Below are 23,135 nucleotides of genomic sequence, written 5' to 3'. Positions count from 1 at the left end.
ATAAATTAGTATTTATCAACATTTTTTAGGCATTTATATTGAGCCTAAAGTACTTTAAAACCGTTTCAAGTTATTTTTGTTAACAATTATAATTGCTAATATTTTTAGTATTAATTTTGTGTGATCGGCTTGAATGTTTTATTCAGGCCATGAGCAATAGGAAATGGAGTCAGTTAAAAGGGATATTATTGGTAAACTTCAGGAACAAATCCTAAGCCTTCAGGGCGTTAAGCCTGTTGGGGATGGTCCTGCTGTAAACTTTGGCCTCGGAGAGATAAGTGCTTCTTTTCCGGGTAAGGTATTTCCACTTGCAGCGATCCATGAATTCCTGAGCACAAACCTGGAGGATGCAGCAGCCAGTGGTGGTTTTATCTCAGCACTGCTTTCCTCCCTTATGCAAAAGGGTGGCCTTTGCCTTTGGATCAGTACCCAGAGAAAAATATTCCCGCCTTCGCTGATTACTTTTGGCCTTTCCCCTGAACGCATTATTTTCATCGACCTGCAAAATGAAAGGGATGTATTATGGGCAAGCGAAGAGGCCCTAAAATGCGAAAGCCTGGCCGCAGTAGTAACTGAACTGGATGAGATCAGTTTTGCGCAGAGCAGAAGGCTGCAGCTGGTAATCGAGAAAAGTAGGGTAACATCTTTTATTATCCGTAAAAATGCGGAAAAGCTCAGCGCTACACTAGCCGCCGCAAGGTGGCGGATATCGGCTTTACCAAGCGAAGCGATCGATGGCTTGCCCGGACTAGGCTTTCCAAGGTGGAATATCGAGCTGCTGAAAGTCAAAAACGGATTGCCGGGCAGCTGGACTATCGAATATTCCGGGGGAAGTTTTAGGGCTCCCAGCAAAACTGTTAGTGAAACTATTGAAATCAGAAAGGCGGTCTAATGCAGAAAAGGTATATGTCCATATGGTTTTCTACCCTGCTCACCGACTGGATCCGCATCAAGCGACCAGCCTTAAGGGATTTGCCGCTTGTTTTTTCAGATAAAGCCGGTAACCGCATGGTCATTACCGCAACGAGCAGCGAAGCTTCGCTGCTCGGCATCCATTTAGGGATGCCGCTGGCTGATGCCAGGGCAATTGTTCCCGATCTGGAGGTAATCGAAAATCAATGTCATAAATCAGAAAGGCTCTTAAGGGCAATTGGGGAATGGTGCATACGGTACTCGCCATTGGTGGCTGTGGAGGAAGATCAGGGACTGATCCTGGATATCAGCGGTTGCGCGCATCTCTGGGGCGGAGAAAGGGAATACCTGCGGGAAATCGTCAACCGGCTGCGCGGATTGGGCTATTTTGTCCGGGCTGCTATTTCAGATACCATGGGTACATCCTGGGCGGTGGCACGTTACGGCAAGATCTCTCCTATTATTAAAAGTACTGAAGAGCTGAACGCGCTTTTGTCCCTGCCACCCATGGCGCTCCGGCTTTCTGCCGTTGCGAGTCAAAAGCTGATCAAGCTTGGACTAAAGACCGTGGGCAGCTTTATTTCCATGCCACGATCGGTGCTGCGCAGACGTATCGGAGAGGAAAATATGGAAAGGATCGAGCAGGTTTTAGGGCAAAAGGAAGAACGGTTTTCGCCGATTGTCGTTCCAGAGCTGTATGGCGAGCGATTAGCGAGCATGGAGCCGATCAGAACACGAAAAGGTATTGAGATCGCCATCGAAAAATTATTGACCCAGCTTTGTAACCATCTTGAAAGGGATGGGATGGGTCTTCGGTCCGCCCTGCTGCAAAGTTTCCGGATAGATGGCAAAGTGATCAGGACAGAGATAGGCACCAATAGCCCTAGTGCCCATATCAGCCATCTCTTAAAGCTTTTTTCATTGAAGATCGAGCAGATTGAACCGAAAATGGGTATTGAGCTTTTTACCATGGATGCCACAAAGGTAGAACCACTGGATCCCCGTCAGGAAGCATTATGGGCCGCAGAAAAAGGCGTGGAGGATCAGAAAGTAACTGAACTTTTGGATAAACTTGCTGGAAAAGTCGGTCTACAGGCCATTCAGCGCTACCTTCCCCAGCCCTACCACTGGCCGGAGCGATCGATCAAAAAGGTGGATTCGCTCCATGAGACGCTTTCCTTACCATGGCGGACCGACCGCTTGCGACCGGTACAGTTATTGAAAATACCCGAGCCGGTCCAGGTTTCTGCACCCATCCCTGATTATCCGCCGATGCTCTTTCGCTATCAGGGAATCACCCACCAGGTAAAAAAGGCAGATGGCCCAGAACGCATAGAACGGGAATGGTGGCTAGAGGAAGGTGAGCACCGGGATTACTACCAACTGGAGGACACAGAGGGGAAACGTTACTGGCTGTTCCGGTCGGGACACTACAGTTCGGAGAAAACCTCTGGCTGGTTTATACATGGATTTTTTGCTTAAGTAATTATGGAATATATAGAGCTTCAGGTGACCAGTAATTTTAGTTTTTTACGTGGCGCGTCTCATCCCGAAGAACTCATCGATCAGGCTGCAGCGATGGGCTACCACAAACTTGCCATTACTGACCGGAATACCCTGGCAGGAATTGTGCGTGCCCATGTAGCCGCAAGGAACCATAACATCCAGCTGATTCCAGCCTGCAGGCTTGACCTTTTGGACGGGCCATCACTATTGGCTTATCCGACAGATAAGGAAGCTTATGGCCAGCTTTCTGCTCTACTCAGCCTTGGCAATATGCGGGCGGAAAAAGGCAGCTGCCACCTTTATCAAACAGATGTATTTACCCATTGTGAGGGAATAAAGTTTATCGCGATCCCACCGGAAGGCTTGAATTCGCTTTTTGATTATGAAGCAGGCTTTAAATCGCAGTTGGCAGAATTCAGGAAAAAATTGGGTAATAATCTTTTTTTGGCGGCAACCCGGAGTTATACCGGGGATGATCATAAAAGATTATTCAGGCTCAATCAGCTATCCCAGGCACTTCATATTCCGCTCGTTGCCACCAATGATGTGCATTATCACCATCCTTTGCGCCGGGAGCTGCAGGATATACTGACCTGTACACGCGAGAAATGTACGATACAGAACGCTGGTTTCCTACTCCACCAAAATGCCGAGCGGCATTTAAAGGACAAGGCAGAGATGAACAGGCTCTTCCGGCAGTATCCTGATGCCATTGCCAATAGTGTGCTGCTTGCGGAATCCTGCCGGTTTTCTTTGGACAGTTTGGAATATGTTTATCCCGAGGAGATCACTACCGATGGCCGCACACCACAAGAGGAACTCACCTATCTCAGCTGGAATGGTGCCAGAGAAATGTTCGGAGAAGAAATCCCGGAGAAGATTTCGAAGAATATCAACTATGAGCTGGCTTTCATGGAGGAGATGAACTATGCTTCCTATTTTCTTACCGTATATGATATCGTAAAATTTGCCCGTTCAAAGGGCATTTTATGTCAGGGCCGTGGCTCTGCAGCAAATTCTACTGTTTGTTACTGCCTTGGCATTACCTCGGTCAATCCCACCAAGTTTGACCTGCTCTTTGAGCGCTTTATTTCCTCCGCAAGGAATGAGCCGCCTGACATTGATGTGGATTTTGAACATGAGCGAAGAGAAGAAGTTATCCAATACATTTATGAAAAATATGGCCGTGACCGGGCAGCAATTGTGGCCACAGTCACCCAGCAGCATCAAAAGGGAGCGATCCGCGACGTGGGTAAGGCCATGGGACTTTCGGTAGATACGGTGAGCAAATTATCCGGGGCAATCTGGGAATTTACCGATGAATGGTTTGAGGAGGCACGTATACTAGAGGCCGGGCTCAACCCCAAAGACCCTTTACTTAAAAAAGTGTTGCAGCTCACTGGGCAGATGATGGGTTTTCCGCGTCAACTGGGCCAGCATACCGGAGGTTTTGTGATTACCCGCGGAAAACTGACCGACCTCTGCCCTATCCTGAATGCGCGTATGGCAGACCGTACCAATATTGAATGGAACAAAGATGATATTGATGCACTGGGTTTCCTAAAGATCGATGTGCTGGCTTTGGGCATGCTCACCTGTATCCGCAAGGGATTTGACCTTGCCAAGGCGCACTACAATTTGGATTTAACCCTAGCCAGGATCAATGAAGAGGATGATCCCAAGGTGTATGAGATGATCAGCCATGCCGATACCATTGGTGTCTTTCAAATCGAGAGCCGGGCGCAGCAGTCAATGTTGCCGCGTTTGCGCCCGAAATGTTTTTATGACTTAGTCATTGAAGTGGCGATTGTGCGCCCTGGACCGATACAAGGTGATATGGTGCACCCCTATCTAAGGAGGCGGAATCATGAGGAACCTGTTGATTATCCCTCGCCGGAACTAAAAGAAATATTGGGACGCACGCTGGGCGTGCCCCTATTCCAGGAGCAGGCAATGAAGATTGCCATTGTCGCTGCCGGTTTTACCCCCACAGAGGCTGATGAGTTAAGGCGCAGTATGGCCACTTTTAAGTTTAAGGGCCTTGTGAACCAGTTCGAAAAGAAATTAATTGACGGGATGCTCGAACGCGGCTATAGCGAGGATTTCGCCAAAAGGATATTCAGGCAACTCGAAGGTTTTGGGAGTTATGGTTTTCCCGAAAGCCATGCAGCAAGTTTTGCATTATTGGTTTATGTTTCCTGCTGGCTGAAATGTTATTATCCTGATGTTTTCGCGGCGTCGCTGCTCAACAGCATGCCCATGGGCTTTTATCAACCTGCACAGATTGTGATCGATGCGAGGAATCATGGCGTTGAGGTCCGGGCGATTGATGTAAATTATTCTTTTTGGGACAACCTATTAGAAGAAAAAAGCGGAAAGTACCATGCCATGCGTCTGGGTTTTCGCCAGATCAAGGGCATTGCGGCAGAGGAAATGGAATTCCTCGTAAAAGGAAGAACGGTACCCTACCGCACCATACATGAGATCATGGATGCCGGAGTATCACAGAACACGCTGGAAAGGCTGGCCGATGCAGATGCTTTCCGCTCCTTAAGGATGGACAGGCGTCAGGCCCTCTGGGAGGTTTCGGCACTGGCGGATCGTCCGGTAGCACTCTTTGAAAAGCAATCCTCAGAATCAGAAAAAGAGCCGCAGCTTTCTCTGCCGCTGATGAGTGATTCGGAACATGTGGTACAGGATTATGCCACGACAGCACTATCCCTAAAAGCGCATCCGGTAAGTTTTGTGCGTGAAAAACTGAGCCTGCTGAAGATCCTGTCCACCAAAGAAACAGCGGAATCATGGGACGGAAGGCTGGTAAAAGTAGCAGGGTTAGTTTTAGTCCGTCAACGTCCCGGCACCGCCGGTGGGGTATGTTTTATTACCATTGAGGATGAGACAGGTGTAGCTAACCTGGTGGTCTTTCAGCAGCTTTTTGAAAAGTACAGAAAGGAGATTTTGGGCGCAAGGCTACTGATGGTGGAGGGAAAACTGCAGCGCGAGGGCGAAGTGGTGCATGTAATTGTCAAGCGGTGTTTTGATCTAACGGGCATGCTGAAAGGATTGACCGATACTGGCCAGGAAGAACTGCCGTTATTGACGCTTTCCAGGGCGGATGAACGTTCTCCTTTTCCGGCAGAGAACAAACGCACGCAGAAAAGGGAGCAGATGGATGGAGCAGTTTTTCCTGCAGCTAGGAACTTTAAATAGGCATAAAACAACCCTAAATTAGTGTAACTAATTAAGTTCATCTCTTGGCGACCCCTCAAGGACAATGTTTATTAAGCTTTGGTCAGGGCTGATGAATACCATCTCCAGCCGGGTATGCAGATTAATACCTGCTGCCTTCAGCGATTGGTAGCCAAATTCCTGCATAGCCCCTTCATCTTTGAAAGATCATTGGGCAGGGAAAGCGCAATGACATTGGGAAGACCAACCTTAACAATAACATTGAAGTTCCCGAACACCTTTTCCAGTTTTTCTGCTACCCGGACGAGTTCGTGTGGCATAATACCGGGCATAGATCGTGCTTTGGATTTATAGGTTAATCTGTTAAATTTACTTTTTTTCTTTTCTCACACACCAGGTGGTCATGCTACGCATGTTCTGCACATTGGTGGTCTTGATGGGTTCGTGGAGTTCACCGCCCAGTTTTTTGGTAAACCTGATGAGCATTTCCTGATTGACCAGAAAGCGTTCGGAATCATCGGGAAGGATATACCTTCCGCTGCCGATAAAATGCACTGCGGATTCAATACCGATGTCGGAGGCTAATCTGCAAAAAAAATAACCATCGGGTTTTAACACACGCCACATTTCCCAAAGCATGGCCTCAAAATGCTCCAGATTTTCGGCAAAATGCAACACCGCACTACTGATTACCAGATCAAATTTTTCATTTTCAAAGGGCAGGTTTTCTACCGGGGATACCCGAAAATTCTCTGTTGCAGATGGGCTGGAAAACTCTTTAGCGATTTGCTGCAGCTGTACAATAGCATCGGCGCTCTTGTCTATACCATAAGTTTGATAACCATTTTTCAGAAAATACATGAGATTTCTACCTGTGCCGCACCCGGCATCTAAAACAGTATCGCAGTTGGAATAGGTGCCCTTTAACAACTGGTCAAATAGGTAAATATCAATGTTTCCGAATGTTTCGCGTAGGTCCTGTGCTGTCTTCATGTATAGAGGCAAAGATAGAAAAAGGATGGATAATGTAAACCAGAACGCTGATGTGATCAGGCTTTGAGCATAAATCTTCTGCCCAAAACTATAGCATGCAAAGATTAAAATGACCCCGATCATCTGGGATTTAGCTTGGGAATATAATAGAAACTATTCCCATATAATAATCTTGTTTTACAAAGCATGAGATTGCAATGACGATCATGGTTAATGAGAAAGCTATTAGTAAAGACGTTTTACAATTTCATCCGTAAAATGTTGATTTCCCTTATACAGAATTTCAGCAGTAAGTGCTGTTTCTTTCAACTTTTCCGATAGTCCTTAGATCGGCACCCGATCTACCCATAGTCTTTACAGGATCCAAACCAGCTCTAGTTCTTTCAATGATTATCTGTCTTTCGTTTTTTTACTAATCTGTTTCCGATGGGTTTGTCCCCATTCTGAAAGCACCGTGATTATAGGCTGTACAGACGTACCATAATCGGTTAGCGAGTAACTTACAGTGATGGGCTGGGTACTGATTACACTCCTGCTGATGAGCAGGTTGATCTCCATCTCTTTAAGCTCCCTGCTGAGCACCTTTCCAGAAATGCCTTTCACATCGCGCATAATCTCTGAATACCTTCTTGGGCCAAACAACAAACAGGTGATAATGGTGATCTTCCATTTGCCGTTTAAAACATCAATTGCATCATGTACAGCCATTATGGCCATTTTACAATCGTGGCTGGGTTCTTTTGTAATCTGCTTCATAGTTACCTGTTTGTCACCGTTACTTTTTGTCTTATAGTGACAAAAATAAACTAAATGTTGCAATTTTACAGCACAAATTAAAACGAAAATCATGAATACCATAGCAAGTTTAAAATGGCGCTATGCCACTAAAAAATTCAGTGACCGCAAAGTTTCGGCTGAAGCCATAGACAAAATCCTGGAATCTATCAATCTATCTGCATCGTCCACCGGACTGCAGCCATACCGGATTGTAGTAGTTGAAAATCCTTCCCTTAAGGAATCACTGGCTGAGGGATCTTTTAATACGCAAATCGCTACCTGTTCCCACCTGCTTGTTTTTGCTGCATTTACAAAGGTTACCATTGAACAGATCGATGCTTATATGCAGCAGATTGCTAAGGAAAGAGAAATCCCGTTGGCGGCCCTCGAGGACTTCAAGACTGCATTGGTTGGTGGGATTCTCTCCAGGCTGGACGAGGAAAATGCGGCTTGGGCAGCGAGACAGGCTTACATCGCCTTGGGGACAGCGTTGATCTCCGCAGCAGAGCTGAAGATTGATTCTACTCCAATGGAAGGATTTGATGCGAAAAAATTTGATTCTTTGCTTAACCTGGAGTCGCAAGGGCTGACCAGTGTGGTTACCTTAGCACTCGGATACCGGGATGAGCAGAATGATGTCTATGCTGCCTTAAAAAAGGTAAGATTGCCGATAACCGAACTGGTTAGTTTTGTTAAATAATCTGCTCTACCAAAAAAATCAAATCCGGCTTTAGTAATCTGTATCGAGTACTAAAATGACAAATTTAATTCATATGTCTTCATTTTCCCAATACTGACCAGAGAAATATCAGCAGGGCTTGTATTTGAGTAATCCTGCTGATATTGTAGCCCCGACTAACACTATTTGGCTATTATGGAGAGATATAAACCGCTTTAATCGGGCATTTACATCTCCGTTCTTATCCAATAAATTGGAATACCCAGCTGATGCCATAGTATTGAGCGGTCAAAAGATGTCAGTTAGCCTTTATGTTCAATGCCGCGGGAGTGTGAAATGAAAGGTTGATCCTTTACCAAGTTCACTTTCTACCCATATCCTGCCACCATGCAGTGAGATAATCTCGGCACAGAAGTAAAGACCGATGCCAAACCCCGAAGTGGTCTTGCTCAGGTCATTTTCAATCCTATAATAACGTTCAAAGATTTTTTGATGATGGCTGGGGTCGATCCCTTGACCATTGTCACTGACTGAAAAATGGATTTCTTCAATTTCAGCAAGACATTTAAATATCACATCGGTTCCCCTGGGTGAATATTTCACGGCATTACCGATAAAATTCTTGATTACCTGCTCAATCCTGTCCCGGTCAGCGGTAACTTCTGGAAAACCTTCCACATTCCCAAAATAGAGCTGGTGACTCATCACCGTATTTTTAAAGTCATCCCTAATCTCCCCGATCAGTTGGGCTAAACCAAATCTGGTTGGGGCTATAACTATTTTTGAACTCTCCAGACGGGAAACACTCATAAAACCATCAATCATGCTGGTCATTTTCCTGATCTGAATGAGGGACCTATCAATGATTTTCTGAACATTTTCATCATCAATCTTCTTTGCCTTTACTTCCATTACCTGAAGGTAAGCCTTAATTGAAGTAAGCGGGGTTTTGAGTTCATGGCTGACCATGCCGATAAAATCGGACTTCCGCTGCTCCTCATCCTTCAGGCGCTGAATATCCGTAGTAGAACCGGCCCACAAGGCGATTTTACCTTCATCATCAAATACCGGAGAGGCTATATTCAGATGCCATCGGTACTCACCGTTAATATCCTTAAACCGCATTTCGGACTCAAATGGAATTCCTGTCTCCGATGCATGCTTAAGTCCGGCCTGAAAAGCTTCTATCTCATCGGGATGCATCATCTGGAAATATCCAAAATCCCTGAGATCTTCGAAGCTCATGCCGCTATAATCCAGCCAGTGTTTATTGAAATAAGTTACTCACCATTTGGAAGTGCATTACTTATTTTTGCGGGGACCAGGTCTGCCAAATACCTGAAATGCCTTTCATTCTTTTCATGTTCCAGCTCTGATATCCTGAGAACATCAAGTTCAAGATTGAGCAGTTCTACCTTTTTTAAGGCGTTCAGTCCGATCTTACGGCTTTCTGCAAGCTCAGCAAGCCTGAGCACTTTTTCTGTAATATTATTTGCATGCTGGATAATGTATAGGATGTTCTCATTTTCATCCAGTACCGGGGTATGGCTTGGTTCCCAATACCGTGTTATGAACGCTCCGGGTTTCAGCACGTCTGGAACATCATAACGCTGGATTTACATAAAATGGGCTTTTTTGGTCTTCAGTACTTCCTGTAAAGAGGCATTGATATTTCTCACGCCTTCAGCATCGGGCAGTTCAGGGTTATCCGGAAATGCATCAAATATATGTCTCCCGACAATGGACGCCCTTGTTGTCTTCGTTGCTTCTAAAAAAAGATCACTGGCTGTGAGGATAATCAGATCCGGAGAAACGATCAGATACATATTCGGAACTGTTTCAAGTGTTTTGAGTGTGTCCTGAAATGGCAATTGGGAATTCTGCATTTTGATAGGGATTATCTGCTAATGTAATAATAAACTGTGTGTTTAAGTTAGAGCCCATCAACCTTGTTCCGCGCCTTTAAAAAAATGCTATCCTACCGCAGGGAGCACAAATACCAACAGGCCAGGAAAAATCCAGATCAACATGTTACCCAAAAGCCCCCCGTAACCTAGGTTGTGATGTAAATCCTGGTTAAAAAGTTTGGTATCATATCCTATAATCATTAGCTTAAACCATAATCTCCACCAAACGACTTAGTGTCTTTAAATTACCGTAAGCATCTCCCATCGTATTATTAAAATATACAAAAACCTCTTTGCCTTCCAGCAACCATTCTGTGATATAACCGGCATATTCTGAAAGCACATCTTCAGCATAACTGCCCCGGTAATCACCGCCCGGACCATGGAACCTCAGGTAACGAAAAGGGCTATCAGGACCATCTTCAGGCCCTGTTCCCATACCCTTGTCATGGACAACCATGCCTAGCCCATTTTCTTCCAGGAGTTCTGTTATCTCTTCGGTATATAAAGAGGCATGCCGGAATTCAAATGCTATTTTCCATTCATTTTCAGGATCATGTTCCCTCAGGCTAAACATTAAGCGTGAAATTTGGCGGAGGTTACCTATCCTGACACTTGGCGGGAACTGGACGAGAAGACAGCCTTTCTTTTCATCCGCAGACCTGATAACTTCCATAAACCTGCCGATCTCTGCAGGATCAAAACCTAATTGAGGGGAATGCGTAATCCCCTTAAAGAGCTTAAAGGTAAACCGGAATCCATTTGGAACATCTGCACTCCATTTTTTTACGGTGGATGCCAGTGGAACCTTATAAAACGAACTATTGATTTCGATGCTGTCCATAAGTGAACCATAATAGCATAACCTTGACCTTTCCCGGAATTCCTCCGGATAATGCAGTTTATTCGGCACGGGCAGTAACAGCCCGCTGGTGCCGGAATAATAACCTTTAATTTCTTGTCCCATGATATAAAGCAACAATACCTAAGGCTGAATTGTTGGCAAAGCAGCTGATCAAAATCTTTTTCATTGCCTGAATATTAAGATCTATATTTTCAGGATATAAAATCTCTTCAGAACAAAAAGAAAACTCTTGTTTTTTCAGTTAAAATCCGGGCAAGAAAAAGGAAGCTAGCGATCAGATTAAACTTACAGCAGACCAGACACCCATTATAAAAAGCTGGACAACAAACCTCTTCACATAACTTAAAACTATTACGCACCAAACATTGTACTAGCTATAATTAAACAAAAAACATGAAAAAACAGAAATTCTTCGAACGCGTCTCCAATCAGATTACCTGCTGGACGGGTAGTCTCTGGGCTTTTACCACTGCATTTGCTATCGTAATTATCTGGGGCATAAGTGGTCCGATATTTCATTTTTCTGATACCTGGCAACTGGTCATCAACACGGGCACCACGATCGTCACTTTCCTGATGGTTTTCCTGATCCAGAAAACGCAGAACAAGGACTCAAAAGCAATACAGCTGAAACTCAATGAGCTGCTGGCAGCAAGCCGTCATGCCAGTAACCGGATGGTGGATATCGAGGACCTCACCGAGTCCGAGCTGGATGTCCTACATAAATACTACCAGAAACTCTCAGATGTCGCTGAAAAGGATGACGATATCCATAAATCCCACTCCATTGATTCGGCCGAAAAGCTGGCTGAAGAAAAAAACCAGGCACTTGAACAGAGCAGGCCTGAACAGCATTAACCAATATACATGATCAAGCGAAATATGTCAGAACGTTCCGAAAAAATAAAGGCTTTTAATAACAACCGCCTTACTTCAATTATCAGCTTAAAATACGCCGCAATGCTGGAAAATGCTTTCCGATTTTACCGCGGAACCTGCCATCTTTTTTATGAACGGATAGCTGCACTTAAAACTATGCCCAAGTCACCAGTTGGCTGGATCAGTGGCGACCTGCATCTGGAAAATTTCGGCAGTTATAAGGGTAACAACAATCTGGTCTATTTCGACCTGAACGATTTTGACGAGGCGATAAAAGCGCCGGTGCTTTGGGAAGTTGTCCGCCTGGTAACCAGTATATTCATAGCTTTCCAAAGCCTGGAGATCGATGGTGAGCAGGCGATGAACATGGCAGCCCTTTTCCTGAAAAGTTATGGTACAACTCTGACCGGTGGAAAGGCAATGGACCTTGATCCCAGAACATCCAGAGGCATCGTGGGAGATTTTTTAAAACGGGCAGAAAGGGGCTCTGCAGATGAACTTATACATAAAAGAACACTCCGGAAAGGACGCAAGTTACAGCTTGACACCAGCAACGAGCGTCATTTCAAACTGGATAAAAAACTTAAATCAGATCTGATTAACCATATGGCAGAATGGTTATCGCAGAATAACGACAGCCCCTATAATTACCGGGTGAAAGATGTAGTTTACCGGCTCGCCGGAACCGGAAGCCTCGGACAAAAACGGTATTTGTTCCTACTTAAGAGCATTCAAAAAAAAGACCGTTATTTATTGATCGATATGAAACAAGCCTATCCTTCCTCACTTTCCCCCTTTTTAAAAAACCCCCAGCCTGATTGGGAAAATGAGGCAGAGCGGATTGTAACGGTGCAGAAACGCATGCAGCACGTATCCGCCTCTCTGCTTTCGATAAGTACATTTAATAGGGAAGATTATGTCATCCAGGAACTTCAGCCCGTAAAGGATACACTGAAATTCAAACTCATCAGAGAGGAATACCGCAAGCTCTATCAGGTCATTGACAATATGGGCATGCTTACTGCCTCCTCCCAGCTAAGGAGTTCGGGAATGGATGGAACGGCAACCAAGGATGAACTGAAGGCCTTTGCTTTAAAAAAGGACTGGCAACAACAGATTCTTGATGTTGCCATAGAGCAGGCAGCCCTGGTATGTGCAGATTTTGGGGCCTTCCAACAGGATTACCGGAATGGTGCATATGGCATTCAGCCAGAAAATACGAAAGAACAGCTATTAAGGTGATGCATTGCTGATTAATAGTGGGAACTGCTGTTAAAAGCAGCAAACCTTAAGGGGCAGCCGTCCTTCAGGATTTGGAGGTAAATAAATCGGATTTTCACTTTTTTGTGTGCCTCCATATCTGTCACCCTAATGGGAATGCTGCCAAATTTATTTTCCGAATTGCTCACCTGCGGCCAGAACCCTGCGGTTCGCTTATCATTCCATGGTTTAGAAGATTAAAACTTTTGTGCAGAATCTCCGGGATTGATCCGTTCAGGGGGCTGTAGCGTATCCGCTTTCATTGCTGATGTATCCTTTGAAGTCATTTTTAGCTTCATTTTTTTACCATTTCAGAAGGGTTATGGCAGGCTTGCAGGGCCAGGGCGGCAAAAGCCGTGATGCATAAAAATAACTTGGTTGTTTTCATATAGATACAAGCCCTTTTATGGCAAATAGTTTTGGATATTTATCTGCCGCAATATCCAGGACACCCTTACTTATCAGCAGAAAGAGTGAATATACTGCACTAAAACGATAGCCAAAATCAAAGAACACCAGTTCAATTGCTTTTATTTACAGACACAAAAAAACCGGACCGACTGGCAATCCGGGTTTGGTCTTTCAGGTGCTGATCAGTAACCTCAATCTTTCCCGGTAGAAATAAAATACCCGTTCAACGATCAGGTATTTCCACCGGCATTTCCGGCAAGGTCACCGCCAACATCTTCTTCATCGTCAGTTTCCCCTGTCAAACCGCGCTGTAACTCATTATCATCCACTTCTTTCTCATCATTTGGACTATTTTGAGAATTTTCATCATTGTTTTTTGTTTCCCTGTCTTTTGGATCAATATTTTCTTCCATGATATTTATTTTTATTATAGGAACATATTTATTTAGAGAATGGTTTTGGGGGCACTTAACAGAAAAGCTCCTGGGATCTAGTATAGTAACTTGTTCTTCCACTGATTTTTTCAGAAAGGATTTCTTCACCTTTAGGGGTCTGTTTTAGTCTGGGGCTATGGACCTGCATAAAATCCCTGAGTTCGCCTGCCAACTCATCGCCATTTTCTTTTTCGATCTTTTTAATGGCTGTTTTCAAAACCGAGTGGATACTTTTCTGAAGTCTTTTGACATCCTTTTCAGGGATTTTACCGGCGATAGAGAAAGGGGAAATCCCGGCATCATAGAGGATTTCATCTCCATAGGAGTTTCCTATTCCGCGGATTTTTTTCTGATCCATCAAAAGTGTTTTGATCACTGTTTTTTTGCCATCAAGCAGCTTTTTTAAACCCGGATAATCCACATCCAAAGCATCGGGTATTTCGTTTACCGGTGGATCAAGCATGGGCGTCGCCTGTTTTTGCATATCGGTTACAGCGAAGCCTTTCCCACCTTTGAAATGGAAAATCAGCACTGGAAATTTCGGGGGATCTTCACCTAATGCCATCAACGCTCCGCGCAGCATAAGGTGTAGTCCTAAAATCCTGTCCCGGTCAAAATGGAACTGCAGTGTTTTACCTGAACGTTTCACTGCCAAAAGCTTACGGCCTTCGAGCGAGGCCTTGAGTTTTTCAGCCGTGACGTTGAGTTTCTTTGCAACTTCTACATCAATTTTATCCAGTGTTTGTCCACCGTATCTGCGGCTTAGAATCCTGGAAAACACCTCTAAATCCGGAAGTTCTGCCATAAGATTATATTTTTAAGTATTTTCTGATTTCTGAAAGTGTATTGCCTTGCATCAAGGCCGCAGTTTTAAGCTCATCTGTACTGATCTGAAACTGTTCAGCCCAATAGGCAAGTTCACTTTCTTTCCCTGTATTTATTACTCCTTCCTCAGGCCCAAAGTCACCAGGTTCCAGCATTTCGAAATCGTCTTCGATCTCATGAAGCGCATCACCCTTCCCGGTCGAATCAACCTGAAAGAACTGCCTCGTCCGTTTAAGTGCGGCAGCTATCGCTACGCCGTCTTCTAGCCCTTCTGCAGGCAGGGAATTTGCTATTTCTAGAGCTTTTTCCCTTAAAGACACAGGCTGATTCTTATATGATGGTGGATAGTCACCATTGTACCATGGCGTAATATTCTCCTTTCTTTGTTTTCATCAGTTAACACCTATTATCTTGAAATAATTATCCTCCTTTTTCTTCACTACCAGATCCAGGTGTTCCTCAAAATCAACCAGGTTCATCACCTCATCCTGAAGAAAAGTGCTGAATACTACAAGATCGGCATCAGGTTTAAGGATAACCTCCAATGTTTCGCTGGTTTTCCATCTGGTCTGGATGATTTCAGGATATGCCCCTTTTAGAATTGTGGGAAAACCATTTCTGGAAAACGCTTCTGAAAGCGCAGCGGATATATCCCAAAGATGTTCCTGAAGTGGCTGGTCTTCTGTCTTCCACTGCATGCCGTGGGCAGGATCCTGCCACATTGTGCCCAGAAAAGAATTTTCCAGGCTTACGCTATAACATTCGCCACTACTTTCAACAGTGACCTGTTTGATGCCATCACTGGTTGCGATATCAAAAATGTATTTTTCCATATTCAGATCAGGTTTTGCTTCGGATGCGCTGGATTTTAAAATTTTTCCGCGCCATTTGCCATATATCAGACAAATAGCCACAAGTGAAACACCAAAGGCTGCGCCAATGAACAGTCCTGTGGTGTGCCGCGCTATCCATTTTCCGGCACGCCGCCCAGTCTGTTCGTTTACAAATACTTCCATGTCCGTAGAACAGCATATGTGACCGATCGGTTTGATTTTCTGCATTTTATTTTTCGAGCGATATTCCGGCTAAAATCGAATTGTATACACATATCCTTAAAACTAAAAGGAATAAATCCTGTTTTAAATAAAACTTAAATATTAAAAACATGGGAAACTTACTTTATCTGGTCGCAGTCGTACTTGTCATTATATGGGCAATCAGTTTTTTCGGGGGATATTACACCGGCGGGATCATCCACGCCCTGCTGGTTATCGCGGTAATTGCTGTGATACTACGCTTGATCAGGGGAGCTGCTTAAGGTTTATTGGCGACAGGTTCCGAATAATTGCCTGATCTAGAAAATAGCAGGACGGCTGACCGCAGGCAATCATGTCTGCGGTTTTTTTGCCAGATCAAACAAGCGATAACAGGACTACCGGAACAAGTGAAAGGTATGGTTTAAGTAGATGCCTGTTATTTCAGGCTTTGAGATGAGGCATTTTGTCCCTTAATCTTTTTCACAATGCTGCCTGAGCTGCTTAGGTCCCTGTGGCCATATAAAGGCCGTGGTCTGCTTCTTCCAACCAAGGTTCTTGTAAAAGCGGTCGGCACCAGGAGCAGCACTCAGGTTAACAAAATGGTAATTCTTCAATTGAGCGTTTAATGTGCTTACCAGATATTTTCCCAGACCCTGGCCTTGGTAAGCTGGATCCACCACAACGTCGGCCAGCATCGCATAATACCTTCCGTCGCCTACTACCCTGCCAAAAGCAATTATAACATCTCCGTGATAGACAAAAAGCGTGGTAGTACTCATGCCAAAGGCTGTTTCTATTTCTTCTGCCAGACGGTGTTTCCAACTGATTTTCTGGAATAATTCATGCACCCGTTGCCAGTCGATGCCGGCTAAATCCTGATTTATCTGATATTCGTAAGCAGGTAGTTTTTCTGTTACTATCATTGTTATTGGTTATATTATTGTTTTGGTGGAATAAATATTGGGTAAAGACGACTGAGATTAACGCAAATGGTATACTAAATAATACGCTGTTTTACAATAACAGTTTTTAACCTTAGCGGCAGATGGCAACGACAGGATATTGCGGAGGTAATGCTGTCGAGCTGTTACTGCGCTGCAAGGCAACCCACGTCCTGCTAATAAACATGATGAATATAAGGCAGACCACAAGCCACTCAAACGGATTCCATTTTTTCATCATGCTGATAACCATACGCGGGCGGCGAAAGTTTTGGAACCATGCATTTATTCTCAGGCACCTTAACCGCAGGGAGAAACCGGGATTATTTCCCTACGGGCTACAAAAATCAATGTAAAATAATATCAAAACACTGAAAATCAAACATTTGAAGGGTTTTTTACTGATATCAAAAACCTAAAATATGCATCAAATCGCAATAAAAAGTGTGTAATTCGGTGTGTATCTAGAATAAAAAAACTACGCACCGAATTTACTTCAATCACTTGAACACCAACATGTTAAATCATTAAACATCTTGATACTGGAAAGCTGTTGTCTTACTTTTGTTTCACTCCAAGTAAGTAATTATGAAAGGTAATTTCCATCTGCTTTTTTATCTAAGAAAGCAAAAAGTCTACAAAGGAGGCCCAAGGGCCATTTATATGCGCATTACCGTAGATGGTAAACGGGCAGAAATATCTATAGGTCGAGATTGCGAACCCGGAAAATGGAATAGTTCAGCCGGGCGTGCAATTGGCACAAAGGAAGATGTCAGAACCCACAATAGCTATCTGGATAGTTTGCAAAGCAAGATGAGAATGGCCCATCAGGCTTTACTCGACACGGGCCTACAGGTTACAGCAGCGAGTTTGCAAGGACAGTTCACAGGCAAATCACAAAAAAGCAGATATTTAACGGGTTTATTTGCGGAACATAACTCGAGGATAAAGGAATTAATCGGGAATGGTTTTGAAGCCATACACTAAAAGGCTACATTACATCTGAAAAACACTTAACAGATTTCCTTCGAAAAAAGTATACCCAAGATGATATTCAGATCAGTGAATTGAATTATGCCTTCATTAACAATTTTGAACATTATTTACGGGCAGATTGTAAGTGTAGAGATTTTTCTGCCGCAAAATATATTAAACACCTTTAAAAGATCATCAACGACTGTATGGCAAATGGCTGGCTAAAACACGCTCCCTTTATCGGTTATAAATCAACAGCAAAAGCCAAAGAACGCAGCTACCTAACCCAAGAGGAAATAGATAAGATTATAGCCAAAGAGTTTGCAATAGGAAGGTTACAACAAGTTAGAGATATTTTCATTTTTTGTTGCTTTACAGGACTAGCTTATGCTAATGTTAAAAAACTAAAACGGACAGAAATCGTTATAGGGATAGATGGTGAAAAGTGGATATTTACAAAGAGACAAAAAACTGATACATCATCGCATATACCAATTTTACCAAGCGCCATTGAAATATTGAACCGCTATAAAGACAACCCTGAATGCGAAAACAAAGGCCTCTCATTACCAGTGTTAAGCAATCAGAAGATGAACGCTTACTTAAAAGAAATAGCAGATGTTTGTGGTATCGCTAAACATTTGACATTTCACCTGGCAAGGCACACATTTGCAACTACAATAACACTTTCTAATGGGGTTCCAATTGAGACGGTAAGCAAAATCCTAGGACATACTGCCTTAAAAACTACTCAGCACTATGCAAAAGTCCTTGACATTAAAGTAAGCCGGGATATGAGCAAGCTTAAACAGCAGTTCGGTCATATTTAAACCACGTAATTTAACTTTCACAGCAAAGTTAAAAGCCCCAAATATTTTTGGGGCTTTTAATATTTTTGAATTTCTAGTTGGGAATGGACGGGACTCGAACCGAACATTTATTTCTTTGATAATGAATATTTTAAATTAGAACACACTAACCAGCTCACTATATGCTCACCATTATTTTGCAACTATTTGACTGTAATTGGCTAAGTTAAAGATAATAAATAACTTCTCTGAAAAAGCAAAATCCATCATTTCTATAGGTCGTCAATTTTTAAAAAATATACTATCGCCCTCCATTTCTTAATCTTCGGTGATCTGTTGATAGGTCAATCTAAGTTATTGTTTAGAAGATATTGAAATGCCTTTCCAATCAACCGTATCATGTTTGAGGAAATATTGAGAAACTTCTCGCACATCAAGTAATTTCGGTTCATTGTCAATCCCAATGAAATATAAATGGTTAAGGTAGTCCTTATGATCTTTAAAGCCCAGCACATTGTGGTTCTTAGAATTGATCACAAACCAGGCTGCCTCAACCTCTTGACCGTTCAAAATCGTTTTTTCTCCAGAAATGAAAATAAAAGAATCTACAACATTTACTGACCTGACACCTGGCATACTTAATGCAACGTCAGAGGTATCAACAGATCTAGCGCCCCAATTCCCCTCCCTAAGCGAAACTATTTCATATGGCTTAATAATTGGAACCCGCCCCCAATCCATGCCTCCTTTGTCTGTATAAAATTCATCTGATTGTTTCCCATTTTTTGAATTACTGCCACAACCGGCCATCGACAAAATCGTAATTATTAAAAAGATACACTGCTTCATTTTTTATGGTTTAATAGTTTCGGTCCAATTGGCTTCTACTTTCATATCCATGCCTCCTCCCGCGAATCCATGGTATACTGTGCCAGTTACGAAGCTGGCGACATTATAGCTAAACGACCTAGATTCCTGTGGTGTCAAATCTAAGGTGTCGGATGTGCTAAATTGAACTACAACAGTTCCATCAGGCTTAATTATCGCATCAGCGTCTAACCACGAATGACGAATTGTCCACGTCAAAGCGTTTGTGGTTACATTCATTTTATTGCCATCCTCCCACTTCCCACCAAACTCTACAAGGTCAGAAAATTTAATTTTTTTCAGACCAGGATTAAGTTTCATTTTTTCTATCAATTTTTTCTTAAACCTGGCCATCCCTGGATCTTTCTTCAACTTTTCTAAGAGACCACCGGTCAAATTTGTTTTACCTCTCTGCATTCCAGAATTCGCTAATAACATAAAAAAGTTTGAAGAATTACTCGCCACATTGAAGTGATCCAAAGTTTTGCCAACTATAATCCTGCCAAATCCATGCGTCCACATCATAAGCCTTTCATAACCGCGGGCTATGCTATGTGCGGTAATGTTAACGGTTCCCAGATTTCGAGCTTTCGCAGTGTCTAAGCCCAGCTTATCATTAAACAAAATAGGATTGTTTGCGCAAAACGCATAAGGTGAGGTTCCTTGTGACATATCTGCTAGCGGATCGACAACATTCCATCTGCCGATGACAGGGTTATAGAATCTTGCACCATAATCATATTGCCCTAACTCTTCTTGCAGTTCCTTACCACCGTAAACATACTTGTTTGTTCCTCCACTCGCAACTTTCCTTAGCCCAAACGCATAATAATCGTCTCTCTGGATAGGCTCCAAAAGTCCTGATGCAGGATTTCGATGAAAGCTTGTACGCACATTATCCAAACGATCCTCAAGATTATACTCATAGCTATAACTACCGTTGCTATTCCTTGCGATCCCTTCCTCGGTCTGAATGAAATCAATTACACCGTTAGGTTTATAGACAATACCGTCAAGATAATTGGCCGTAACTACGCCTGCATTAGTCTTTGTCAGTTTTTTACCAGAAGCATCGTAGGTAAAGGTAATATTCTGGTTCCCGTTTACCTGTACCGGAAGGTTCAGGTAATTGTAACCGATGATCGTCCCGGCTGGCCCATCGCTCACCAGATTTCCGTTTTCATCATATACGTAACTACCATTGGTAAAACCACTGATATTCTTCAGCTGGTTCCCTTTATATTGATCAATGTGATAGTCATTGGCTCCATAACCATCCCTGGAAAGACTCTTAATGTTTCCCATTACATCATAACTGATACTTTCACCAAGATTGTTTCCTGCACTGGAAAGTGTTAACCTATTCAGCTTGTCATAGTTATAGCTGAAAGTATTTTGTGCACCTCCATTAGTATAGGTCTGTGCCGATATATTTCCATTGATCTTGAGAAAAGCAACTTGTTGCAAATAATGAACAGAAAAATACAATAATTGAGCACTTCATTTTGATCGTTCTTTAAGAATTTATTTGTCCCGGACTTTAATGTTCATCTGGTTACATGTGGATCTGATCAAAAGCTGTTGGCAAACGGTGCCGGGTTAATGTTTCTTTTTAGCTAATTTAAACTGATCAATCGAATTTAAAATAGTAAGAAAGATCTTTAACCCGTTCAATCTGTTTATTAATGTGTTCTGCTGATACCTTTTTACCATAAAAAAGAAATTTTTTATGGTAATCCAAATATTGATCTAATTCTAAATCAAGTTTCATTGCTAAAATCAAAGCCTTTTGTGCATTTACAATTTCATCACTATGGCCGGCGAATTTAATGTCACTTTCACCGTAAGACCTCTTTACTAATGTTATTAATTCCTCGTTGTTTAATTTGTCATCCATATTAATCGTTCATAGAGATTTTGCATTTATGTTTCACGGTATTGCTACACGGTGGATTACAGCTAGGCTTGTTTGCACTTCGAATTGTCTAAGACTCCTCTAGTTCTGGATTTGAAGATTTGATTTTTGACAATTCGATTTGAGCTATTTCAAGTTGGATTGATTGCAACCGATCTTGCTGTTTTTGAATTTTACAGTACCAAGCAGTCCCCCCTAAGATAAAAAGAAATAGTCCAAAGAAAGCATAAACCTTTGCTGCCCTAATTCAAAATTGATTATTTTATAAAATGTGGTTTTACTCCCAAAATTAAAAGCTTTCATAATACTCTCTACTGATCCATTTTTACTTTCGTAAGAAGCTTTTATCAATGGGGCAATCTCTTTGTACTTATCCGTCATACCCTCTGGCCTACCTCCATTTTTGCCCCTAGCTCTGGCAGACTTCAATCCTGCATTAGTCCTTTCTATTAATACATTTCTTTCATGTTCGGCTAAGGCGCAAAAAATGTGAAAGATCAATTTACCCATGGCCGTAGAAGTATCGATATTTTCTGTAAGAGATCTAAAGTGTATTCCTGATTCTATAAGTTGCGTAACGAATTCAATTAACTTTACTTAAGTTCCATCAAGCCTGTCTAATCTCCATACTGTTAAAGTATCTCCCTTTCTTATAAAACTTAATAGCTCGTTAAGGTGTGCTATTTCAGATTCTACACCGCTAACCTGGTCAACAAAATTTTTTTCTATTCCAATGTTTTTAAAAGCATCAGTTTTTAAATCTAAATTTTGTTCAAACTTGCTTACCCTTGCATATCCAATTAGCATAATTACACTTTACTCGTTTCTATAAATATAACATAATTTAATTTAGTGTAACACGAAAATGTACGGAATAATGCGAAAAAAAATCTTCCCAGTTGTTTTCCAATGGCGTACAGTTAACCGACCGTTTATTTCACAGAAAAAAATTTATGCCGTTGTTATTCTACTTCGGATGGGCAACCACAAAATCTATATTGCAGTCGAACGGATGTCATTTAGTTCTTTCAGAAGTCCAAAAATCACACTACCTCATAATTTAGTAGTTTGATTTGGTTAGTTTTAACTCAAATTGTACCTTTGAATTGTAAGATACAAAGTTAATCTGCATCAAGATAGTGGTGAGTAATCGGGCGCGCAGTAATTTCGACGATTATTTAAGAAATTGAAAACCAATAGGTTAAAATAACTAGATTATTCCCTGCAGATTATAACCGTCCGGTGTTCAACCGCTGCTTTCCGCAGGGCCTTCCTAAAGACCTTATCATTTTCGAAACTGATTTCCTTTAAGCTCAGCCGCTCATAGTCCACCTCAAACCTGTCAGGCTCAAATGGCCAGGGCTCAACAACAAGCCGCTGCCCTTGCTGAAAAAACTGGAAAGAATTGCCGCTAGGGCCCTGGCTGATTTCCAGGCGACGTTCCTCGGGGGGAATCTGGTCCTGACAGATGAGCAACGAAAAGGCATCACAGAATTCAAGCAGGGAGTAAGCGCGGTCTACTTCAGCTATGCTGCTCCGTGCCTCTTTGATCCACTGCCCTTCCAGCTTTTTAAGTCCTGCGAGATAACGCTTTGCCGCACCTTCACTTCCATGGGTAAAGGAGATATGCCTCGCAAAAAGCAGTGCAATAAAACGGCTCTTACTTAGGGCCTTGTCCATCATCTCCCTGCAGGCGGTGATATCAAATGAGGTCATTTTAAAATCCAAAGGACCACCATTACCACACAACAGCGGACCACGGCTGAATTCATTAAAAACATCATCATGCTCGGTGGTTGCAATAAGAGTTTCCACCCATCGGCTGGGCTGGTCAGAAATTTTCCATCTTGCACATATCTGCCCGGCCAGGAGCCCGTGAGCCCGTTGGGTTATAATTTCCCATCCGCTGTTACAATAGTTAACAATCATGATTTTTACTTCTGCTAAATTCCAG

At 42.8% G+C, this 23,135-nt stretch carries 25 protein-coding genes and 2 pseudogenes; 10 read left to right on the top strand and 17 right to left on the bottom strand.

From position 1 onward, the window contains the following. Positions 1-163: 163 nt before the first annotated feature. Genes U859_RS0122230 through U859_RS0122220 form a run of 3 tightly spaced genes read left to right on the top strand, consistent with a single transcriptional unit; the run spans position 164 to position 5,628 of the window. Entirely contained in the window at positions 164-892 is a 729-nt protein-coding gene (locus U859_RS0122230; protein WP_025145486.1) for an ImuA family protein, read from the top strand. Then, a complete protein-coding gene (locus U859_RS0122225; RefSeq protein WP_025145485.1) occupies positions 892-2,394 on the top strand; it encodes a Y-family DNA polymerase in 1,503 nt (500 codons plus the stop codon). Before U859_RS0122230 ends, U859_RS0122225 begins: the two co-directional genes overlap by 1 nt. Before the next feature lie 6 nt (positions 2,395-2,400). Next, positions 2,401-5,628: an error-prone DNA polymerase gene (locus U859_RS0122220; protein WP_025145484.1), complete on the top strand. Its 3,228-nt coding sequence runs from the start codon at positions 2,401-2,403 to the stop codon at positions 5,626-5,628. 348 nt (positions 5,629-5,976) lie between these two features. Here U859_RS0122220 and U859_RS0122210 read toward each other — a convergent pair whose 3' ends face one another. Both U859_RS0122210 and U859_RS0122205 read right to left on the bottom strand, forming a co-directional pair. After that, complete coding sequence (locus U859_RS0122210) at positions 5,977-6,600, bottom strand: class I SAM-dependent methyltransferase (RefSeq protein ID WP_025145483.1); 624 nt, start codon at positions 6,598-6,600, stop codon at positions 5,977-5,979. 390 nt (positions 6,601-6,990) lie between these two features. Continuing rightward, positions 6,991-7,356: a winged helix-turn-helix transcriptional regulator gene (locus U859_RS0122205; RefSeq protein WP_025145482.1), complete on the bottom strand. Its 366-nt coding sequence runs from the start codon at positions 7,354-7,356 to the stop codon at positions 6,991-6,993. Between the two features lie 91 nt (positions 7,357-7,447). Between U859_RS0122205 and U859_RS0122200 the strand changes: the two genes are divergently transcribed. Continuing rightward, positions 7,448-8,077 carry a nitroreductase family protein gene (locus tag U859_RS0122200; RefSeq protein WP_025145481.1) on the top strand — a complete coding sequence of 210 codons (630 nt, stop codon included), beginning with the start codon at positions 7,448-7,450 and terminating at the stop codon, positions 8,075-8,077. A gap of 294 nt (positions 8,078-8,371) precedes the next feature. On the opposite strand, the gene U859_RS32720 is transcribed toward U859_RS0122200, so the two are convergent. The 5 genes and pseudogenes from U859_RS32720 to U859_RS0122175 form a co-directional block, all read right to left on the bottom strand. Continuing rightward, a complete protein-coding gene (locus U859_RS32720; RefSeq protein WP_410477233.1) occupies positions 8,372-9,031 on the bottom strand; it encodes a sensor histidine kinase in 660 nt (219 codons plus the stop codon). A 24-nt stretch (positions 9,032-9,055) separates the two neighbouring features. Further along, a pseudogene (locus U859_RS32715) lies at positions 9,056-9,325 on the bottom strand (PAS domain-containing protein); the annotation flags it as partial. A gap of 11 nt (positions 9,326-9,336) precedes the next feature. After that, entirely contained in the window at positions 9,337-9,648 is a 312-nt protein-coding gene (locus U859_RS31285) for a hypothetical protein (protein ID WP_025145479.1), read from the bottom strand. A 24-nt stretch (positions 9,649-9,672) separates the two neighbouring features. Then, positions 9,673-9,942, bottom strand: coding sequence for a hypothetical protein (locus tag U859_RS31280; protein WP_025145478.1), 270 nt, complete (start codon positions 9,940-9,942; stop codon positions 9,673-9,675). 226 nt (positions 9,943-10,168) lie between these two features. After that, entirely contained in the window at positions 10,169-10,930 is a 762-nt protein-coding gene (locus U859_RS0122175; protein ID WP_025145477.1) for a DUF72 domain-containing protein, read from the bottom strand. 291 nt (positions 10,931-11,221) lie between these two features. On the opposite strand from U859_RS0122175, the gene U859_RS0122170 reads away from it, so the two are divergent. Both U859_RS0122170 and U859_RS0122165 read left to right on the top strand, forming a co-directional pair. After that, the gene (locus U859_RS0122170; RefSeq protein ID WP_025145476.1) at positions 11,222-11,686 is read left to right on the top strand and encodes a low affinity iron permease family protein; all 465 of its coding nucleotides are present in this window, start codon (positions 11,222-11,224) and stop codon (positions 11,684-11,686) included. Between the two features lie 9 nt (positions 11,687-11,695). After that, a complete protein-coding gene (locus U859_RS0122165; protein WP_084153129.1) occupies positions 11,696-12,949 on the top strand; it encodes a DUF2252 domain-containing protein in 1,254 nt (417 codons plus the stop codon). Positions 12,950-13,608: 659 nt separating this feature from the next. Here the strand turns inward: U859_RS0122165 and U859_RS0122145 are convergent. The 4 genes from U859_RS0122145 to U859_RS0122130 form a co-directional block, all read right to left on the bottom strand. After that, a complete protein-coding gene (locus tag U859_RS0122145; protein ID WP_025145474.1) occupies positions 13,609-13,791 on the bottom strand; it encodes a hypothetical protein in 183 nt (60 codons plus the stop codon). Positions 13,792-13,846: 55 nt separating this feature from the next. Further along, entirely contained in the window at positions 13,847-14,617 is a 771-nt protein-coding gene (locus U859_RS0122140) for a DNA-formamidopyrimidine glycosylase family protein (RefSeq protein ID WP_025145473.1), read from the bottom strand. Between the two features lie 4 nt (positions 14,618-14,621). Beyond that, positions 14,622-14,957 carry a DUF3606 domain-containing protein gene (locus U859_RS0122135; RefSeq protein WP_025145472.1) on the bottom strand — a complete coding sequence of 112 codons (336 nt, stop codon included), beginning with the start codon at positions 14,955-14,957 and terminating at the stop codon, positions 14,622-14,624. 72 nt (positions 14,958-15,029) lie between these two features. After that, a complete protein-coding gene (locus tag U859_RS0122130; protein WP_025145471.1) occupies positions 15,030-15,698 on the bottom strand; it encodes a hypothetical protein in 669 nt (222 codons plus the stop codon). Positions 15,699-15,802: 104 nt separating this feature from the next. Here U859_RS0122130 and U859_RS31840 point away from each other — a divergent pair, with 104 nt between their 5' ends. Next, entirely contained in the window at positions 15,803-15,955 is a 153-nt protein-coding gene (locus U859_RS31840) for a lmo0937 family membrane protein (RefSeq protein WP_115684176.1), read from the top strand. A gap of 189 nt (positions 15,956-16,144) precedes the next feature. Here U859_RS31840 and U859_RS0122120 read toward each other — a convergent pair whose 3' ends face one another. Further along, positions 16,145-16,597 (bottom strand): GNAT family N-acetyltransferase, encoded by a 453-nt coding sequence (locus U859_RS0122120; protein WP_025145470.1) that lies wholly within the window; start codon positions 16,595-16,597, stop codon positions 16,145-16,147. Positions 16,598-17,203: 606 nt separating this feature from the next. On the opposite strand from U859_RS0122120, the gene U859_RS32595 reads away from it, so the two are divergent. Genes U859_RS32595 through U859_RS32585 form a run of 3 tightly spaced genes read left to right on the top strand, consistent with a single transcriptional unit; the run spans position 17,204 to position 18,420 of the window. Next, positions 17,204-17,602 (top strand): Arm DNA-binding domain-containing protein, encoded by a 399-nt coding sequence (locus U859_RS32595; protein WP_316931584.1) that lies wholly within the window; start codon positions 17,204-17,206, stop codon positions 17,600-17,602. An 8-nt stretch (positions 17,603-17,610) separates the two neighbouring features. Next, on the top strand, positions 17,611-17,778 hold the full coding sequence (locus U859_RS32590) for a phage integrase SAM-like domain-containing protein (RefSeq protein WP_316931585.1): 168 nt from the start codon (positions 17,611-17,613) through the stop codon (positions 17,776-17,778). 18 nt (positions 17,779-17,796) lie between these two features. Then, on the top strand, positions 17,797-18,420 hold the full coding sequence (locus U859_RS32585; protein ID WP_316931583.1) for a site-specific integrase: 624 nt from the start codon (positions 17,797-17,799) through the stop codon (positions 18,418-18,420). Positions 18,421-18,753: 333 nt separating this feature from the next. On the opposite strand, the gene U859_RS0122110 is transcribed toward U859_RS32585, so the two are convergent. The 5 genes and pseudogenes from U859_RS0122110 to U859_RS0122090 form a co-directional block, all read right to left on the bottom strand. Further along, complete coding sequence (locus U859_RS0122110) at positions 18,754-19,248, bottom strand: hypothetical protein (RefSeq protein ID WP_162800013.1); 495 nt, start codon at positions 19,246-19,248, stop codon at positions 18,754-18,756. Positions 19,249-19,251: 3 nt separating this feature from the next. Beyond that, a complete protein-coding gene (locus U859_RS0122105; protein WP_162800012.1) occupies positions 19,252-20,754 on the bottom strand; it encodes an RHS repeat domain-containing protein in 1,503 nt (500 codons plus the stop codon). Positions 20,755-20,896: 142 nt separating this feature from the next. Next, complete coding sequence (locus U859_RS0122100; RefSeq protein WP_025145467.1) at positions 20,897-21,163, bottom strand: hypothetical protein; 267 nt, start codon at positions 21,161-21,163, stop codon at positions 20,897-20,899. 213 nt (positions 21,164-21,376) lie between these two features. Next, positions 21,377-21,988 (bottom strand): annotated as a pseudogene (locus U859_RS32405) (recombinase family protein). Between the two features lie 408 nt (positions 21,989-22,396). Further along, positions 22,397-23,110, bottom strand: a complete 714-nt coding sequence (locus U859_RS0122090; RefSeq protein WP_025145466.1) for a DUF3891 family protein — start codon at positions 23,108-23,110, stop codon at positions 22,397-22,399. Positions 23,111-23,135: the final 25 nt, after the last annotated feature.

The organism is Pedobacter jeongneungensis, from assembly GCF_000633455.1.
Lineage (GTDB): Bacteria > Bacteroidota > Bacteroidia > Sphingobacteriales > Sphingobacteriaceae > Pedobacter > Pedobacter jeongneungensis_A.
Note: the sequence above shows the minus strand (reverse complement) of the source record. Positions and strands in the feature narration are given on the sequence as shown.

What these genes read in the sequence shown, in the direction of transcription:
- U859_RS0122230 (WP_025145486.1), top strand. Translation starts at nt 164, where the DNA reads ATGGAGTCAGTTAAAAGGGATATTATTGGTAAACTTCAGGAACAAATC.
- U859_RS0122225 (WP_025145485.1), top strand. Translation starts at nt 892, where the DNA reads ATGCAGAAAAGGTATATGTCCATATGGTTTTCTACCCTGCTCACCGAC.
- U859_RS0122220 (WP_025145484.1), top strand. Translation starts at nt 2,401, where the DNA reads ATGGAATATATAGAGCTTCAGGTGACCAGTAATTTTAGTTTTTTACGT.
- U859_RS0122210 (WP_025145483.1), bottom strand. Translation starts at nt 6,600, where the DNA reads ATGAAGACAGCACAGGACCTACGCGAAACATTCGGAAACATTGATATT.
- U859_RS0122205 (WP_025145482.1), bottom strand. Translation starts at nt 7,356, where the DNA reads ATGAAGCAGATTACAAAAGAACCCAGCCACGATTGTAAAATGGCCATA.
- U859_RS0122200 (WP_025145481.1), top strand. Translation starts at nt 7,448, where the DNA reads ATGAATACCATAGCAAGTTTAAAATGGCGCTATGCCACTAAAAAATTC.
- U859_RS31280 (WP_025145478.1), bottom strand. Translation starts at nt 9,942, where the DNA reads ATGCAGAATTCCCAATTGCCATTTCAGGACACACTCAAAACACTTGAA.
- U859_RS0122175 (WP_025145477.1), bottom strand. Translation starts at nt 10,930, where the DNA reads ATGGGACAAGAAATTAAAGGTTATTATTCCGGCACCAGCGGGCTGTTA.
- U859_RS0122170 (WP_025145476.1), top strand. Translation starts at nt 11,222, where the DNA reads ATGAAAAAACAGAAATTCTTCGAACGCGTCTCCAATCAGATTACCTGC.
- U859_RS0122165 (WP_084153129.1), top strand. Translation starts at nt 11,696, where the DNA reads ATGATCAAGCGAAATATGTCAGAACGTTCCGAAAAAATAAAGGCTTTT.
- U859_RS0122145 (WP_025145474.1), bottom strand. Translation starts at nt 13,791, where the DNA reads ATGGAAGAAAATATTGATCCAAAAGACAGGGAAACAAAAAACAATGAT.
- U859_RS0122140 (WP_025145473.1), bottom strand. Translation starts at nt 14,617, where the DNA reads ATGGCAGAACTTCCGGATTTAGAGGTGTTTTCCAGGATTCTAAGCCGC.
- U859_RS0122130 (WP_025145471.1), bottom strand. Translation starts at nt 15,698, where the DNA reads ATGCAGAAAATCAAACCGATCGGTCACATATGCTGTTCTACGGACATG.
- U859_RS31840 (WP_115684176.1), top strand. Translation starts at nt 15,803, where the DNA reads ATGGGAAACTTACTTTATCTGGTCGCAGTCGTACTTGTCATTATATGG.
- U859_RS0122120 (WP_025145470.1), bottom strand. Translation starts at nt 16,597, where the DNA reads ATGATAGTAACAGAAAAACTACCTGCTTACGAATATCAGATAAATCAG.
- U859_RS32595 (WP_316931584.1), top strand. Translation starts at nt 17,204, where the DNA reads ATGAAAGGTAATTTCCATCTGCTTTTTTATCTAAGAAAGCAAAAAGTC.
- U859_RS32585 (WP_316931583.1), top strand. Translation starts at nt 17,797, where the DNA reads ATGGCAAATGGCTGGCTAAAACACGCTCCCTTTATCGGTTATAAATCA.
- U859_RS0122110 (WP_162800013.1), bottom strand. Translation starts at nt 19,248, where the DNA reads ATGAAGCAGTGTATCTTTTTAATAATTACGATTTTGTCGATGGCCGGT.
- U859_RS0122100 (WP_025145467.1), bottom strand. Translation starts at nt 21,163, where the DNA reads ATGGATGACAAATTAAACAACGAGGAATTAATAACATTAGTAAAGAGG.
- U859_RS0122090 (WP_025145466.1), bottom strand. Translation starts at nt 23,110, where the DNA reads ATGATTGTTAACTATTGTAACAGCGGATGGGAAATTATAACCCAACGG.